General features: G+C 47.1%; 15 protein-coding genes and 1 other annotated feature. All 15 genes read right to left on the bottom strand.

Translation table 11 applies throughout. The annotated features are described in order from the left end of the window. Positions 1–13: 13 nt before the first annotated feature. A complete protein-coding gene (locus tag ACFPRA_RS14995; RefSeq protein WP_381436288.1) occupies positions 14–529 on the bottom strand; it encodes an NYN domain-containing protein in 516 nt (171 codons plus the stop codon). Further along, positions 526–1284 (bottom strand): 23S rRNA (guanosine(2251)-2'-O)-methyltransferase RlmB, encoded by a 759-nt coding sequence (rlmB, locus tag ACFPRA_RS14990; protein WP_381436286.1) that lies wholly within the window; start codon positions 1282–1284, stop codon positions 526–528. The genes ACFPRA_RS14995 and rlmB overlap by 4 nt, the downstream gene beginning before the upstream one ends. Continuing rightward, positions 1281–1709: a Mini-ribonuclease 3 gene (locus tag ACFPRA_RS14985; protein ID WP_381436284.1), complete on the bottom strand. Its 429-nt coding sequence runs from the start codon at positions 1707–1709 to the stop codon at positions 1281–1283. The genes rlmB and ACFPRA_RS14985 overlap by 4 nt, the downstream gene beginning before the upstream one ends. Then, complete coding sequence (gene cysS, locus ACFPRA_RS14980; RefSeq protein WP_381436281.1) at positions 1709–3109, bottom strand: cysteine--tRNA ligase; 1401 nt, start codon at positions 3107–3109, stop codon at positions 1709–1711. Before cysS ends, ACFPRA_RS14985 begins: the two co-directional genes overlap by 1 nt. Beyond that, positions 3106–3768 carry a serine O-acetyltransferase gene (cysE, locus tag ACFPRA_RS14975; RefSeq protein WP_381436279.1) on the bottom strand — a complete coding sequence of 221 codons (663 nt, stop codon included), beginning with the start codon at positions 3766–3768 and terminating at the stop codon, positions 3106–3108. The genes cysS and cysE overlap by 4 nt, the downstream gene beginning before the upstream one ends. A 61-nt stretch (positions 3769–3829) precedes the next feature. Further along, positions 3830–4049, bottom strand: a binding site (T-box leader). An 84-nt stretch (positions 4050–4133) separates the two neighbouring features. Beyond that, the gene (gltX, locus tag ACFPRA_RS14970; protein WP_381436276.1) at positions 4134–5594 is read right to left on the bottom strand and encodes a glutamate--tRNA ligase; all 1461 of its coding nucleotides are present in this window, start codon (positions 5592–5594) and stop codon (positions 4134–4136) included. 170 nt (positions 5595–5764) lie between these two features. Next, positions 5765–6241: a 2-C-methyl-D-erythritol 2,4-cyclodiphosphate synthase gene (gene ispF / locus ACFPRA_RS14965; protein WP_381436273.1), complete on the bottom strand. Its 477-nt coding sequence runs from the start codon at positions 6239–6241 to the stop codon at positions 5765–5767. A 12-nt stretch (positions 6242–6253) separates the two neighbouring features. Further along, complete coding sequence (ispD, locus tag ACFPRA_RS14960; RefSeq protein WP_381436269.1) at positions 6254–6934, bottom strand: 2-C-methyl-D-erythritol 4-phosphate cytidylyltransferase; 681 nt, start codon at positions 6932–6934, stop codon at positions 6254–6256. Positions 6935–6981: 47 nt separating this feature from the next. After that, a complete protein-coding gene (locus tag ACFPRA_RS14955) occupies positions 6982–8094 on the bottom strand; it encodes a PIN/TRAM domain-containing protein (RefSeq protein ID WP_381436266.1) in 1113 nt (370 codons plus the stop codon). Between the two features lie 205 nt (positions 8095–8299). Next, positions 8300–9673, bottom strand: a complete 1374-nt coding sequence (gene radA, locus ACFPRA_RS14950) for a DNA repair protein RadA (protein ID WP_381436263.1) — start codon at positions 9671–9673, stop codon at positions 8300–8302. Between the two features lie 75 nt (positions 9674–9748). Further along, a complete protein-coding gene (locus ACFPRA_RS14945; RefSeq protein WP_381436261.1) occupies positions 9749–12208 on the bottom strand; it encodes an ATP-dependent Clp protease ATP-binding subunit in 2460 nt (819 codons plus the stop codon). A gap of 188 nt (positions 12209–12396) precedes the next feature. Then, a complete protein-coding gene (locus ACFPRA_RS14940) occupies positions 12397–13485 on the bottom strand; it encodes a protein arginine kinase (protein ID WP_381436259.1) in 1089 nt (362 codons plus the stop codon). Continuing rightward, positions 13475–14029 (bottom strand): UvrB/UvrC motif-containing protein, encoded by a 555-nt coding sequence (locus ACFPRA_RS14935; protein ID WP_381436256.1) that lies wholly within the window; start codon positions 14027–14029, stop codon positions 13475–13477. The genes ACFPRA_RS14940 and ACFPRA_RS14935 overlap by 11 nt, the downstream gene beginning before the upstream one ends. Before the next feature lie 32 nt (positions 14030–14061). After that, a complete protein-coding gene (locus ACFPRA_RS14930) occupies positions 14062–14532 on the bottom strand; it encodes a CtsR family transcriptional regulator (RefSeq protein ID WP_381436254.1) in 471 nt (156 codons plus the stop codon). Positions 14533–14749: 217 nt separating this feature from the next. Further along, entirely contained in the window at positions 14750–16432 is a 1683-nt protein-coding gene (locus ACFPRA_RS14925) for a hypothetical protein (RefSeq protein ID WP_381436251.1), read from the bottom strand. Positions 16433–16459 lie beyond the last annotated feature (27 nt).

The following is a 16459-nucleotide window of genomic DNA, read 5'->3' as shown; positions in this document are numbered from 1 at the left end:
TTGCGTCAACCGTTCACTTTATTCCTCGTCGCCACTTTTCGAATTTTTCCGCAACTTCATCACTTAAAGGTATCTTTGAAAATGGCCGTTGCTCTTGGATCTCTTTCACCTTTATGGAAATAAGCTTATCAATCTCGTTCATTTCAATTTCAAGTTCTCGAGCCGACTTTCGGAGGGCTCCTTGGGCAAAAATAACCCACTGTTCCGTCAAGTCCGACGTCGCCACGTGGATTTGCACCCGTCGCCCCCCTAGTTCTGCGACAAGTTTTTCAATTCGTTCATCCGCTGTTTCGTTTTCCCTTGTAAATACGACCTCGACGTTATGACTGCGCTTCTTTTTTTCAATACCAGGTACGAGATGCGCATCAAACACAATGATGACGCGCCATCCTGTATGTGCCTTGTATTCCGCCATCCGTTCGATGAGCCGATCGCGCGCGTCCGCAAGTCGCTCCGTTTTCATCCGGCGCAATTCCTCCCATGCCCCGATCACGTTATAGCCGTCTACAAGGAGTACATCCGCTTTCACCTTTCAGACGCATGCGGTTGACGCTTGCGCAGAACTTCGTACATCAAAAGGGAGGCTGCGACAGAGGCATTTAACGATGTCACATGTCCGACCATCGGCAAGTGGTACAAGAAGTCGCATTTTTCCTTCAGAATTCGTGACATTCCTTTCCCTTCACTTCCTATGATGATCGCAAGCGGAAGCGTCGCATCCATCAAGCGATAATCCACCGATTTCGCCGCGTCCGTTCCCGCAACCCAGACACCCCGCTTTTTCAATTCATCCACCGTCTGTGAAAGATTATTGACCCGAACGACCGGAATATGTTCAATGGCCCCTGTCGATGCTTTCGCCACAATTCCCGTCAATCCGACAGACCTGCGCTTCGGGATGATGATACCATGCACCCCTGACGCATCTGCCGTCCGTAAAATGGAGCCTAAATTATGAGGATCCTCCAACTCATCGAGGATGATAAAAAACGGATCTTCCCCACGAGCCTTTGCAACGCTGAACAAATCTTCCAGTTCTGCATACGAATAGGCCGCAACCGATGCAACGATTCCTTGATGATTAATCGCCAACATCCCGTCCAATTTTTGTTTCGGGACCGATTGAACGACAATTCCACCTTCTTTTGCGAGCGTCAGGATCTCCCCGATGCTTTTTTTATTCAATCCTTCGGCGATCCAGATCTTATTCAACTCTCTACCGGAGCGCAGTGCTTCAACTACAGGGTTTTTCCCGCCGATCAATTCCGCTTCATGTTCTGTCATTTCGTCTCCTCCTCTCCTGGCCTCTCAATCCAAGCCAACGATTCTGCAATAAATTGCTCCAAGCGTTCCGACTTCCCCAACAAATATAAATAACCGACGACTGCTTCAAACCCCGAACTATAGTTATAGGTGACAACGTCTGTATTTTTAGGAACTGATCCAGATTTGGCATTGCGCCCCCGTCTCAGGACCGCCTCTTCCTCTTCCGTTAAAAAGTCCGTTTGTTGCATATGTTTCACAATGGCTGCTTGCGATTTCGCCGACACATAGTTTGTCGCCTGTTTGTGCAAGACATTCGGCTTCACCCGACCTGAACGGAGAAGATGCTCGCGTACCGCTTGTTCGTACACGGCATCTCCCATATAAGCCAACGCCAATGCGTTTAATTGTTTCACATCAATATCGCGCAAGTTATAAATGCCCATCATCCTCTTTTCCAGCGTGTTCCTTGCGCCGTATCTTCCAGAAGAATTCCCTGTTCTTTCAATTCGTCACGAATTTCATCCGCACGTTTGAAATCACGGTTACGTCGAGCTTCAAGGCGCTCTTCGATTAAAGCTTCGATCGTTTCGTCCAATAACTCGATTTCTTCGGCAAGCGGTAAGCCTAACACCGCCATCAACTCATCGAACGTCCGCATGAAATGTGCAAGCACTTCCGGCTGTGTGTTCTTCTCCAGTAGATAGACGTTTGCCAGTTTGACAAGTTCGAAAATCGCGGCAATTGCATTGGCCGTATTGAAATCATCGTCCATTGCCTCTTCGAAGGACTGTCTCAATTCATCCACTTTATGGACCCAGACATCTTTTTGGTCACCGAGGTCGGCCGTGATACCCAAGCGATGCTTTAAGTTGTTGTAAGCCGTATGGATCCGCTCCAGTCCGTTCGCAGCACTTTCGACAAGTTCTTGTGAGAAATTGATCGGATGTCTATAGTGAACGGATAACATGAAGAAACGTAGAACTTTTGGATCGATCTGTTTTCTGATTTCGTTGACCAGTACAAAATTTCCGAGTGATTTCGACATTTTTTCATTGTCGATATTGATGTAGCCGTTATGCATCCAATAGTTCGCAAATGGCTTGCCTGTCATTGCTTCGGATTGCGCAATTTCGTTTTCATGATGCGGGAATGTCAGATCTTGACCGCCTGCGTGAATATCGATTGTATCGCCAAGATGCTCCCTTGCCATGACCGAACATTCAATATGCCAGCCCGGACGACCTGCTCCCCATGGACTATCCCACGCAATCTCGCCTTCTTTCGCCGCTTTCCATAACACAAAGTCGAGTGCATTTTCCTTCTTATCCCCCGGCTCGATACGAGCACCGACTTTCAATTCGTCAATCGACTGGTGAGATAATTTCCCATACCCCTCGAAATTCCGTGTCCGGTAGTAGACATCTCCTTGCGATTCGTACGCAAAGCCTTTATCGACCAGCACTTGGACAAACTCCACGATATCTTTAATATGATCGGTCACACGCGGATGGACATTCGCCTTCCCGCAGCCAAGTGCGCCGACATCTTCGAAATAGGCGTTGATGAACCGTTCCGTCAGCTCACCGACTTCTTCGCCAAGCTCATTGGCCGTCTTGATAATTTTATCGTCTACATCCGTAAAATTAGATACGTAGTTGACCTCATATCCGCGATACTCCAAATAGCGTCGAACCGTGTCAAACGCAATAACAGGACGCGCATTTCCGATATGGATGTAATTGTAAACGGTCGGCCCGCAAACATACATCTTCACCTTTCCTTCCTCAATCGGAATAAACGGTTCTTTCTTTCGCGTCAGCGTGTTATAAATTTGAATCGTCATACTCTGTTCCCTTCCTTTACGTCGGATTTCTCCATTTCAGCAACTTGTTCTTTCAGCTGAATCAATTCATTTTCGAGCCATTTGCATTTATCGGTTATCGGATCTGGAAGGTCTTGGTGGTCATGTTTATCTTTCACACGTACCCCGTTCGAAATAACAACCGTTCCAGGAATCCCGACAACCGTCGAATCGTTCGGTACATCCTTCAAGACAACCGATCCCGCTCCAACTTTACTGTTTTCACCAATTGTAATGGAGCCAAGTACCTTCGCTCCCGAGGCAATGAGCACATTATTTCCGAGTGTCGGATGCCGCTTTCCTTTTTCTTTACCCGTTCCACCCAATGTCACGCCTTGGTAAATCGTTACATCATCACCAATTTCACATGTTTCACCGATGACGACCCCCATCCCGTGGTCAATGAAAAAACGTCTTCCTATTTTTGCTCCGGGATGAATTTCAATACCGGTAAAAAAGCGGCTGACCTGCGAAACTGCCCGTGCCAAAAACCGGAATTTCTTTTTATAGAGCGCGTGTGCGATGCGATGAGACCATAACGCGTGCAACCCGGAATACGTCAAGACGACTTCAAATACGCTCCGCGCTGCCGGGTCCTGTTCAAATATACACTGAATATCCTCTTTCATCCTGCGAAACAACATGTTCTCCCCCTTTTTTCTTCTTCTTCACAAAGATAAAAAATGCGCCCCTGCCAAAAATGACAGAGACGCATTGAATACGTGGTTCCACTCCGCTTGGAAGGCAAATACCCCTTCCCGCTTGACGCCCATAACGCTGGCGATGCGTCCGGCCTACTGAACGATTCGGCACGGCACTCAAAGGTGCATTTCTACATGACAGTGGCTCGGATCACTTGCAGCCGGTGATGATCCTCTCTGAAGAGCGTGCAATGTATACTTCTCCTTCTCAACGCTTTTATACTTTTGGAAATCCATTCCGATCTTTATTAATCATATATTTTACATGCTACTGCATGAAAGTCAATGTAATGATCTTATTGACCTTATTGAGCGTATTTTGCAACGCGGGCAATCGACTTCTCTTTACCGATCAAAGCAATCGCATCCGGTAGTTCAGGTCCATGCGTCTGGCCTGTCGTCACGACCCGGATCGGCATGAATAAGTTTTTCCCTTTATGGCCCGTTTCTTTTTGGACAGCCTTAATAGCAGCTTTGATGGACGCGGCATCGAATGTTTCAAGCGCCTCCAATTGTCCTTTGAAGGAAGCCATCACTTCCGGCACTTGCTCTCCGCCTAATACCGCTTGGGATGCTTCATCATATTCAATTTCCTCTTTGAAGAACTGGGCGGATAATTCAACAATTTCCGCACCGAAGCTCAACTGTTCATGATAAAGAGCGACCAGATCACGCACCCACACAGCTTCAGTTTCTGTCATCTCTTTTTTGACGAGACCAGCTTCTTGCAAATGAGGCAACGCAAGAGCAACAACTTCATCCAAGCTTAGCTTTTTCACATATTGGTTATTCATCCATGTCAATTTTTGTTTGTCGAACATGGAAGGTGATTTCGACAGACGGCTTTCGTCAAAGAGTTGGATCAGTTCTTCATGCGTGAAGATTTCCTCTTCCCCGCCCGGAGACCAACCAAGAAGTGCAAAGAAATTGAACATCGCTTCCGGCAAATACCCAAGATTTTTGTATTGGGAGATGAACTGGATGATCGACTCGTCCCGTTTGGAAAGCTTTTTCCGCTCTTCGTTGACGATCAATGTCATATGCCCATATCTCGGATATTCCCATCCGAAAGCATCAAAGATCATCAACTGTTTCGGCGTATTGGTGATATGCTCCTCCCCACGGAAAACATGGGAGATTTTCATATAATGATCATCGAAAACGACCGCAAAGTTGTACGTCGGAACGCCGTTCGCTTTGACAAGCACCCAATCGCCGATATCCTTCGATTCGAATGTGACCGTTCCACGTACAAGGTCTTCGATTTTGTAAGTTACGTTCTCAGGAACACGGATACGGATCGTATAGGGAAGACCTGCCGATTCCTTCTCCGCCACTTCTTCCGCACTCAGATGACGGCAAGTGCCATTGTACATCGGTGCAGCGATTCCCGCCGCTTTCTGTTTTTCACGCTCCGCTTCCAGCTCTTCCGTCGTACAGAAACATTTGTATGCACGGCCGTTCTCCAGCATTTCCTGTGCATGTTTCGTATATAGATCCAACCGTTCCATTTGGCGGTAAGGGCCATATGGACCACCGATATCGACCGACTCGTCATACTCGATACCGAGCCATTTCAAATTTTCAAGTTGAGAAAGTTCCCCTCCCTCAATATTCCGTTCTGTATCGGTATCCTCGATTCGCACGATAAATTTTCCGCCATGATGGCGTGCGAACAAGTAATTGAAAAGAGCTGTTCTCGCCCCGCCGATATGTAAATGGCCCGTCGGACTTGGAGCATAGCGTACGCGTACTTCTGTTGTCATCCTCATACATCTCCGTTCTATCAAGTTATTCAAGGCATAAGGAAAAATCCGGCTACTATTTCCATTCTATCTTGAAATCGATATGGATCAATGTTTGCCAGCTAACCCGATTGCCGAATGAAATTCATAATGGAGTCATTTTACCACTGACGCTGCATGATTGAAAGACCTCATGCTTTCACGAGCAAAATCGTTGCCAATGCCGCGATGCCTTCCTCACGTCCAGTGAAGCCCAATTTTTCAGTCGTCGTTGCCTTGACGTTCACCTGTGTGACATCCGCTTTCAGCAATTCTGCAATACGTTGACGGATCGTCTCAATATGCGGTGCCATTTTCGGTCTTTGTGCAATAATCGTACAATCGATATTGCCTAGCTTGTACCCTCTCTCTTCCACAAGCGCCCAAATCTTTTCCAATAACACTGCTGAATCAGCGTCTTTGAACGCCGCATCCGTATCCGGGAAATGCCGACCGATATCCCCTTCTCCAATTGCGCCCAGCGCCGCATCTGTCACTGTATGCAACAGCACGTCCGCATCGGAATGGCCCGTCAGCCCTCTATCATGTGGAATCGTAATGCCACCGATGATCAGTGGACGCCCTTCCTCAAACTTATGTACATCATAGCCTTGTCCTATCCGAATCATAAACATGTCCTCCTACCGTTTCCTTGTCAGTAAAATCTCTCCGAAAACGAGATCTTCTTGCGTTGTCATCTTGACATTATCATACGTGCTTTCCACCATCCGTACGGGATGGCCGAGCCGTTCAACAAGCATCGACTCATCCGTACCGAGAAAACCGTCCGCAACCGCCTTGTCAGAAGCCTCCCGCAACAACGCGTAGCGGAATGCTTGCGGTGTTTGAACAATCCACAGCTTCTCCCGATCTACCGTTTCCTCAACGATACCGCCAGGCGCATACTTCATCGTATCTTTTGCTTGGACACCTGCAATCGCCGCCCCGTGAGCATCCGCTATGCTAACCAGTTCAGCGATAACATTGTGGCGAATGAACGGCCGAGCTGCATCATGGACGAGGACGATTCCTTCGCCTTCGTATGCCCGAATACATGCAGCAACGCTATTTTGCCGTTCACCACCGCCCTCTACCATCGCCGTCACTTTCGTAATAGAAAACTCTGAAAGCATCTCCTGGATCGATGGCTGCTCTTCCGCCTTTACCGCCAGGACGATCCCTTCACATGACGGATCGTCTTCAAACACTTGCAATGTATGGATCAGTATCGGCCGATCGCCCAATTTTAAAAAAAGTTTATTATAACCGGCACCCATCCGCTGACCGCTTCCGGCTGCCGGTATCATGACTGTGTACTTCATGATGGTTTTTCCTCTTCTTTCTTTACTTGCTAGTTTAATTTGCTCGCTCAATTTGCTCGCGCAGTTTTCCCGTTTTTCGGCTTCGCAAAAATCATTCGCCCTGCGGATGTTTGTAACACACTTGTCACCACAACGTCAATCGCATTTCCGATATGGAATTTACCATCTTCCACGACAATCATCGTTCCATCATCCAAATAAGCGATCCCCTGATTATGCTCTTTGCCGTCCTTAATCACAATGACATGCATTTCTTCCCCCGGGATGACAACCGGTTTCACCGCATTCGCAAGGTCATTGATATTCAAAACGGAAACGCCATGCAAATCAGCGACTTTGTTCAAATTAAAATCATTGGTGACGACGAGTCCGCCCATGCTTTTCGCGAGTCGAACCAGTTTCAAATCGACTTCCGCCACATCATTGAAATCTTCATCGGTAATCATAATATTGGGACCATCATCATTTTGCATGCGCTTCAGCACATCCAATCCGCGTCTCCCTTTCGTCCGTTTGAGCGTATCCGATGAATCGGCAATATGTTGCAATTCCGTCAAAACGAACTGCGGTACAACCAGTACCCCTTCCAGAAAGCCGGTTGCCGAAATATCCGCAATACGGCCATCAATAATCACACTCGTATCCAGTATTTTATACAGTTTACCACTTGCCGGAGAAGACAGCTCTTCTACTTCTTTCTTTTTTTGTCCTGTACTTCTCATCGTCAGCAGCGCATTGATAAACTCTTCCCGCTTTTTAAACCCGACTTGAAAACCAAGGTAACCGAGAAGAATAGAGAGGAGGATCGGAAGCACAGAAAGCACGGAAGTTATAATCGGTATCTGAATACCACTCAATCCATAGTTGACAAGAAATGCAACTAGCAAGCCAACAATTAGACCTATCGTCCCGAACAACAAGTCAAATATGGGGGCTTTCAGCAAACGTTCTTCTATCCATTTAATAAAATTCACAATCGGTTCAGTGAGGAAAAGGCTGAGTAGAAAAAAGATTAGAGCTCCAAGTACAGCGGACACATATGGGTTATCAATCAACGGGGTTGAAGTAAAAGTAAATAATGTGAATAAATACGGTAAAAATAAGACACCCAGCGTCCCGCCAATAAGCAAAAATGAAGCTTGCACCACCCTTTTCAACATAAGAACCACCTCCTTTTCAATAATTATACATGTATCTCCTTCAAATCGCTTTGATAAGCGTTTGGATCAGCATTTGAATGAAGAAAAATCACGAATACCTTAATTAAGACTCCATAAAATCATCAAAAGTTCCTGATCCAACCGTACTTTCTGGTGAACCGTAGCGACAGAATTGCTATGTTAGCAAGCCTGTCGACAGTTCTATTTAATTTTTAAAAGCAATTTTCAAGGCATCTCCGATTGTCTCCACACCAATCACTTGGATCCCTTCCGGATAATCCCATCCTCCCAGATTGGAGGCCGGAATGATCGCTCGCTCGAAACCTAACTTCGCCGCTTCCGTCACCCGTTGTTCAATCCGGGAAACCCGACGAACTTCTCCGGTCAATCCCACTTCACCGATAAAACAATCGACAATTCCCGCCGCTGCGTCCTTATAGCTGGACACAATGCTCATCAGGACAGCGAGATCGATTGCAGGTTCGTCTAATTTCACACCGCCTGCGACTTTGATATACGCATCTTGCGCTTGTAATAGCATACCCATCCTTTTTTCCAAAACAGCCATTAATAACGAAACTCTATTTTGGTCAAGACCCGTTGCCATCCGTTTCGGATAGTTGAAGCTCGACGGTGTGACAAGCGCTTGAATTTCAACGAGGATGGGCCGCGTCCCCTCCATCGAGGCGACAACGGTAGAACCCGCTCCTCCTTGGGATCGCTCCCGTAAAAACAATTCAGAAGGATTCAGAACCTCTTTCAATCCGGATTGCAGCATTTCAAAAATGGCGATTTCATTCGTTGATCCGAACCGATTTTTCACACTCCGTAAAATCCGGTATGTATGATGCCTTTCCCCTTCAAAATAAAGCACTGTATCCACCATATGCTCCAGTAAGCGCGGCCCTGCAATTTGACCGTCTTTCGTCACATGACCGACTAGGAAGATCGCGATGCTCTGCGTTTTGGCGATGCGCATCAGCTCAGCTGTACACTCCCGTACTTGTGACACGCTCCCCGGCGCCGAAGTCACTTCCGGGTGATGGACCGTTTGGATAGAGTCAACGATGACAAACTGCGGTTTGACTTCGGTGATGGTGTCATGGATTTGCCCTAGATCCGTTTCCGCATAAATATAAAGTTCGTTCGATGCAACGCCCAGTCGTTCCGCACGTAGCTTCGTCTGTCGTATCGATTCTTCTCCGGAAATGTAAAGTACCCGCTGTCCTTTGTTCGCCAACAGTGAAGAGACTTGAAGGAGAAGGGTCGATTTCCCGATTCCGGGATCGCCTCCTATTAGTACAAGCGATCCGGGCACAATGCCACCACCAAGCACCCGATTCAACTCAGCCAAGTCCGTACCGATCCGGGGCTCCTCCACCGTTTCAATTGAACTGATCGGCATCGCCTTCTGCCGGATATTATCCGAGTGTTGGAACGCGCCGCGAGGACCTTTTTGGACGATTTCCACTTCTTCTTCCATCGTGTTCCATTCTCCACACCCTGGACATCTCCCCATCCATTTCGGCGATTCGTAACCGCATGATTTACACATGAATTTCGTCTTTTTCTTTGCCATACAATCCTCCATAGAAGAAAAGGACAGCCCTTCGCCCCGAATGACTGATGGCGGAAGGACTATCCTGTTTACCTTTTATTTTTCAGCCACGACTTCTTCTTTCTTTTCTTGGCTGCTTGTTTTAACGACGAACTCTCCGTTTTCCACGTCAACAATGACGCTGCCGCCTGTAAGGACCATGCCTTTCAATAACTCTTCGGACAGTCTGTCTTCGACATGCTTCTGGAGCGCACGACGCAATGGTCTTGCTCCGTATTCCGGATCGTATCCTTCGTCCGCAATTTTCAATTTCGCTTCGTCTGTCAACGTAAGCTCGATGTCTTGTTCGCGAAGACGTTTCGTCAATTCATTGGACATGAGCGAGACGATTTCACGTAAATGTTCTTTCTCAAGCGAATGGAAGACGATCATTTCATCCACGCGGTTCAAGAACTCCGGTCGGAATGCTTTCTTCAATTCTTCCAGCATCGTCGATTTCATGCCTTCGTAGTCCCGATCCGCATCTTGCAAATTAAAGCCGACATAGCGGTTTTTCTTCAAAGCTTGTGCACCGACGTTCGACGTCATGATGACCACCGTATTGCGGAAATCTACTGTACGCCCTTTGGAATCCGTCAAGCGACCATCTTCCAACACTTGTAGAAGGATATTGAAAACGTCTGGATGCGCTTTTTCAATTTCATCAAGGAGGACAACGGAATAAGGTTTACGACGTACTTTTTCCGTCAATTGTCCACCTTCGTCATATCCGACATAACCTGGAGGGGATCCGACCAATCTCGAAGTTGAGTGCTTCTCCATGTACTCGGACATGTCGACACGAATCATCGCATCTTCGTCTCCAAACATGACTTCCGCAAGTGCCCGCGCAAGCTCGGTTTTCCCGACCCCTGTTGGCCCTAAGAAAATGAAGGAACCAATCGGACGTTTCGGGTCTTTCAAACCGGCACGCGCCCGGCGTATTGCCCGGGAAATAGCCATGACCGCTTCGCCTTGGCCGATGACGCGTTCATGCAACATTTCTTCCATATTGAGCAGTTTTGCCGTTTCCGTTTCTGCGATTTTCGCAACTGGTATTCCCGTCCACATCGCGACGACTTCCGCAATATCATTGACGGTCACTTCGGACTCCGTTTGCCCTTGTTTTTCTTTCCAAGCCGTTTTGGTCGTTTCAAGCTCTTCCTTCATCTTCTGTTCCTTATCCCGGAAAGAAGCTGCTTTTTCGAATTCCTGACTTTGGACAGCAGCATTTTTCTCAGAACGGATCGCTTCCAACTTCTGCTCTAGCTCTTTCAGATTCGGCGGTGTTGTGTAAGAGCGGAGACGGACTTTCGATCCGGCTTCGTCGATCAAGTCAATCGCCTTATCCGGAAGGAATCGATCCGAGATATAACGATCGGACATTTTCGCTGCCGCTTCAATCGCTTCATCTGTAATTTTCACGCGGTGATGCGCTTCATAGCGATCGCGAAGGCCGTGGATGATCTGCACCGTTTCTTCAACAGTCGGTTCATCGACTTGAATCGGTTGGAAACGGCGTTCAAGCGCCGCGTCTTTCTCAATATATTTACGGTATTCATCAAGCGTTGTGGCACCGATACATTGCAGCTCACCACGCGCAAGTGATGGCTTGAGGATATTCGAAGCATCGATTGCCCCTTCAGCACCTCCCGCACCGATGAGCGTATGCAACTCATCAATGAACAGAATGATATTGCCTGCTTGGCGGATTTCTTCCATCACTTTTTTCATACGGTCTTCAAATTCACCGCGGTATTTCGTACCCGCGACAACTGTTCCCATATCGAGTGTCATAACCCGCTTATCGCGAAGGATTTCCGGCACTTCATTGTTGACGACTTGCTGAGCAAGCCCTTCAGCGATGGCTGTTTTCCCGACGCCCGGCTCCCCGATGAGGACCGGATTGTTTTTCGTCCGTCGCGCCAATACCTCGATTACGCGGGTAATTTCCTTGCTTCGTCCGATCACTGGATCCAGTGATCCTTCACGGGCCACTTCCGTCAAATCCCGTGCCAGACTATCCAATGTTGGTGTAGCCGCCGAATTGGCTGCGCCTTGACTGCCACCCGAACTATCATTGCTTCCGAGCAACTGTAGCACTTGTTGACGCGCTTTGTTGAGACTGACGCCTGCGTTATTCAAAACGCGGGCTGCAACCCCTTCACCTTCACGAATGAGTGCAAGTAAAATATGTTCGGTACCAATATAGGAATGACCTAGTTTTCTCGATTCGTCTACCGATAATTCAATGACCTTTTTAGCCCGCGGTGTGTAGTGTACAATGGGACCGACATCTTTTGTTCCAGAACCGACTAGTTTTTCTACACCTTGCTCGATTGTTTCGAAGCTGACGTCTATTGCTTCAAGCGCTTTTGCTGCAATGCCGCCACCTTCGCGAATAAGGCCCAGTAAAATATGTTCAGTGCCGATGGATTCGTGTTTCATCCGGATTGCTTCTTCCTGAGCGAGTTGCAACACTTTTTGTGCACGTTGTGTAAATCGATTGAACATCATATATCAGTCCTCTCCTTCTGTCTATATATATAAAAACCATTCCCCTAAAAGACTTCTATTACACCAATAAAGAAAAATCTATCTTTCTTCTTAGCGTATTCGACTGAACAGACAAGAAATCCTTTATTCTACAAAATGACTTTAACTTTATTTGTAGGGGAATGAAAAATCAAACGTGAAAAATGAAATCACTCTTCTGTTTCTTGCTCTTGGGATGCGGGTGTTTTTTCAATGGCAAGCCTTTCGCGGAATAGTTTCGCTCTGAAGACATCCCGCTCCTCCTGCCCCAGTTCCGCTCCTGCATACTGTTGTAAAAAGCCGGGCTGCATAAAAATCATCAGCTCATTCAAAATGGACATATCGACATTTTGAATGATGCCTAAGTCGATGCCAAGCCGGACATCCGATAAGCATTTTGCCGCTTCTCCCGAAGGCAATAGACGGGCAAAGCTGACCGTACCAAGCGATCGGAATAACCTATTTTCAAGCGACAGGCGCGACTTGGCGAGCAGCAACTCCCTCGATTTCCTTTCATGGGCGATCAAACGGGAGGTGATATTCCCCAAATCCTCTAATATCTCTTGCTCCGTTTTACCGAGCGTCATTTGATTGGAGATTTGATAGACATTGCCAGGCGCTTCGCTTCCTTCTCCATAGCTTCCACGGACAATCATCCCGAGTCTTGAAATGGCCGGAATGATGCGGTCAATTTGCTTCGTAATCGTTAATGCTGGCAAATGCATCATGACGGATGCCCGCATTCCTGTCCCTGTATTCGACGGACAACTTGTCAAATACCCGAAGTCCTCATCAAATGCATAGGGTAGTTCTTTTTCCAAATAATCATCTACGAAATCCGCCTGTCGGTAGGCGGCCTCCAGTTGAAGCCCCGGACGAATGCATTGTATCCGAATATGATCCTCCTCATTCACCATGACACTGATTGTCTCATCTTCCGACAAAATAACAGCTCCATGGCGATCAGGATCCGCAAGTTGCGGGCTGATCAAATGTTTTTCGACAAGGATTTGGCGTTCCAATAAAGGCAGATCGGCCATCTTCGTATAGGCATAATTGCTTTCATCGGCGTCGAGCAATACAGCTGCAACCTGGCGGTCAACTTCCATCGCTTGCTCTTCAGTGAACGCGATCGGGAAGCGGTACCCTGTCAAGTTGCGGGCGAGCCGAATACGGGTCGACATGACGATGTCCGAATGCTCGCCATAGGCTTCCATCCAACCGGTCACTGCGCCTTGCATGAATTTTTCAATCGACATCGCCCACTTCTCCTCCTTGCTCAAGCTGCAGCTTCAGCGAATTCGCTTCATCACGTAATGCCGCCGCCTCTTCAAATCGTTCCTCTTCTACGGCCTCTTTCATCTTTGAACGAATTTCCTCGATTCTCTTTTTCACTGCATATATTTCGTTGAACGACACGGGAATTTTCCCTCTATGCTTTGAATGGCCATTATGGAGTTTACCAAAGACATAAGGCAATCTTACCCGGAATGTGTCATAGCATTGAGCACAACCAAACTTCCCGATATCGAGAAATTTAGGGAATGTCAATCCGCATGAAGGACATTCGGGCCCAGCGGACTTTTCTTCTCGCGTTTGTTGTTGCGCTTGGAAAGGATCTGCACCGCCGAACCAATGGGATAGAAACTGTTGGATGGACAAAGGCTCCTGATTCGGTTTGAATTGGAACGTTTGAGTTTGAAAAGCGCATTTCTCGCAAAATTGGCGTTCCGTCGATCCTGCTACACTTTCCTGCGTAATAATGACCGAAGCTGGACGCTCTTTACAATTTTCACATAACATCGAACGACACCTCATATCGTTTGGATTGGCTATCAGTCCAGTTGCTCATAGATGAGCGTCAGGAGCATCGCCTGTAAAATGCGTGCACGGATTAAATCGCGTTCTGGAAGCGGCTGATGGATTGTCGTTCGATCAACGGCAGCGAGAATGAGTTTGGACTCCCGCTCAGATATGACTTCCTCTTCCAATAACCGATAAACGATATCTTCAGCCATCGTATAGGAAGCTCCATTATGGAGCCCTTTCAAGATATGCTCGATCAATTCCTTTCTCGAATTGGCCTGGACACGGAAAATCCGGATATAACCACCCCCGCCGCGTTTCGATTCGACGGCATAGCCACGCTCTTCCGTGAATCTTGTTTTAATGACGTAATTAATCTGAGAGGGAACACATTGGAACTTCTCTGCAACTTCGCTTCGCTTGATCTCAATTATCCCGTTCTGTTCCTCTTCGATGATTGCCTTTAAATACCCTTCAATAATGTCAGAAATGTTTCGCATTTTTTCACCTCTTTCACCTCGGGTAATCCACCGTTGACTTTGACTAACTTTGACTTAATTGTACAGGACAATTGCTTCATTTCGCAATTGATATGCATGCAGTTTCAACAGTATCGACAAAGTAAGATAGCCTTTAGACATGTAGATGAAGAATACCAGCTACCGTCACAATTTCAAACGGACAAATTGTGACGGTAGCTGGCAAAAAACACGGACATTATTCTACAGTGATATTTGTCATTTCTTTTACAGGTAAGAACAGTTCTCCCGTCTCCAAATAAGTGATGAATAGTTTATCGCTTTCTTGAACATAAATGGCGAGCGGTGCAACTTCGGAGGACACAATATAATTCCGTCCATCCTCCGCCAAGATCGACACGAGTGTAAAATCACCGACACGTTCTTTAAACACGCGGGCGACCGTCACAGCCACTTTCACCTCTTCCGCATCTGAACGTCCATCCACCGTACTTCCACCACGTTGCAATGCCGTCTTATAAATTTTCAAAGCTTCGTTAGGCGTGTTTGCGTACACGGATATCTCCGGATTGGCTGCGGAGACGATGAAATAGTTTTGCAGGAAACCATTCGAATCAAGCACCGGTGTCAACCAGCTCGCTTCCCCGTAGAAGTTGTACAAGACAGGCATTTCGCCGGTCCATTTCTTTTCGATGAATTTCTTTTCAATGATTTGCAAGGTTCCTTGCGAATCCATATACGATTCTTCCAAATTCCCCGTATAATAGGTCGCTTCACCTGTCCGACCATCTGTCAGCGCATAGCCGAGCATAGAATCGACGCCTTCTTTCGGGCTTGTAAAATCAGTGAAATAGTACATATGCCCATTCTCGTCAAAAATAGGACTGACATTCGCTTCCGTTCCTTCATCCGATGGAAGCTTCACATCTTTTTTCCCGAAAAGGGAATTCCAGAAACCATGGACATATTTCCCGAAATAACTATTTTGTAGACTGACCGCCTCCGGGGCGACCGCTCCATCGATAAATGCAGGCACTTCCGCTAACGTATACTGCTGCAAACTACCAGTCGCCGGGTCGACGACGACAATCCCTTTGACGTCGAAACCGTTACGTGCGGAGATGAAATCTCCATAAGAGCGGATATAATAAGGCTTGCCTTTATCATCGATTTCCAGTTGGGTATCCCCATAAAAGATCAAGTTCGGCATTGCCATCCGCAAATGCCGCTCCACTTTTTTATGGAAGTACGAAGAAGGCGTGTACGCCATTTCCGCTTTGACGAATTTCGGATTATCTGCCGAGTCGGTTGCACTCATCGTGAAGTAGCCCGGCGTCGTTTTGCCATTCCACCATTTGAACAGACCGGAAAACTCGACAGGTGCTATATATACGAATTCTCCGTTCACTTTTTGGATTTGCAAGTTCCCGAGCTCATAATAGCTCGTATTCGGTACTTGCCCAAACGCTTTCTTCATCTTATTACGCGCAAATTGCGGCGGGACACTTGCAGGCGTTTTCGTTTCATCGAATGCCTGAATTTCCACTTGCTGGTCCATTTCCACCGCTTTATATTTTTTATCCGCATTGAAGAACGGCGCGCTTAACAGATAAGCTCCGAATCCCAGTGCAGCCAGAAAGAGGACGATCTTCCATTTGCGGTCTTTGTTTCCTGCCAAAATGGCCCCCAACAAAGTTACAACAAGCAGAACGAACCATAGGGACGTCCAATTCCGGTCCAAATTGGTCACATAATACAAACCGAATACGATAATTGCAAACAGGATAGCCGTACCTGCCAGCGCGGTCCATTGGTTCAAGCGGACCGGCACTTTCTCCTCCTGACGGTTTCTCGAATATGGGACAATAATCAGGCTGGAAATGATGCCTGTTATAATTGAAAAAAGAAGTAGTTGAATCATTTGAAACACCCTTTTCTGTGAAGATGA

This window comes from Sporosarcina soli (assembly GCF_042655805.1).
GTDB lineage: Bacteria > Bacillota > Bacilli > Bacillales_A > Planococcaceae > Sporosarcina > Sporosarcina soli.
Note: the sequence above shows the minus strand (reverse complement) of the source record. Positions and strands in the feature narration are given on the sequence as shown.

Excerpts from the sequence above, each read along its gene's own strand:
- ACFPRA_RS14940 (WP_381436259.1), bottom strand. The coding sequence starts at position 13,485 with ATGTCGATTGAAAAATTCATGCAAGGCGCAGTGACCGGTTGGATGGAA.
- ACFPRA_RS14930 (WP_381436254.1), bottom strand. The coding sequence starts at position 14,532 with ATGCGAAACATTTCTGACATTATTGAAGGGTATTTAAAGGCAATCATC.
- cysS (WP_381436281.1), bottom strand. The coding sequence starts at position 3,109 with ATGACGATTCAAATTTATAACACGCTGACGCGAAAGAAAGAACCGTTT.
- ACFPRA_RS14925 (WP_381436251.1), bottom strand. The coding sequence starts at position 16,432 with ATGATTCAACTACTTCTTTTTTCAATTATAACAGGCATCATTTCCAGC.
- ACFPRA_RS14935 (WP_381436256.1), bottom strand. The coding sequence starts at position 14,029 with ATGTTATGTGAAAATTGTAAAGAGCGTCCAGCTTCGGTCATTATTACG.
- ACFPRA_RS14955 (WP_381436266.1), bottom strand. The coding sequence starts at position 8,094 with ATGTTGAAAAGGGTGGTGCAAGCTTCATTTTTGCTTATTGGCGGGACG.
- ispF (WP_381436273.1), bottom strand. The coding sequence starts at position 6,241 with ATGATTCGGATAGGACAAGGCTATGATGTACATAAGTTTGAGGAAGGG.
- gltX (WP_381436276.1), bottom strand. The coding sequence starts at position 5,594 with ATGACAACAGAAGTACGCGTACGCTATGCTCCAAGTCCGACGGGCCAT.
- radA (WP_381436263.1), bottom strand. The coding sequence starts at position 9,673 with ATGGCAAAGAAAAAGACGAAATTCATGTGTAAATCATGCGGTTACGAA.
- ACFPRA_RS14945 (WP_381436261.1), bottom strand. The coding sequence starts at position 12,208 with ATGATGTTCAATCGATTTACACAACGTGCACAAAAAGTGTTGCAACTC.
- ACFPRA_RS14985 (WP_381436284.1), bottom strand. The coding sequence starts at position 1,709 with ATGGGCATTTATAACTTGCGCGATATTGATGTGAAACAATTAAACGCA.
- rlmB (WP_381436286.1), bottom strand. The coding sequence starts at position 1,284 with ATGACAGAACATGAAGCGGAATTGATCGGCGGGAAAAACCCTGTAGTT.
- ispD (WP_381436269.1), bottom strand. The coding sequence starts at position 6,934 with ATGAAGTACACAGTCATGATACCGGCAGCCGGAAGCGGTCAGCGGATG.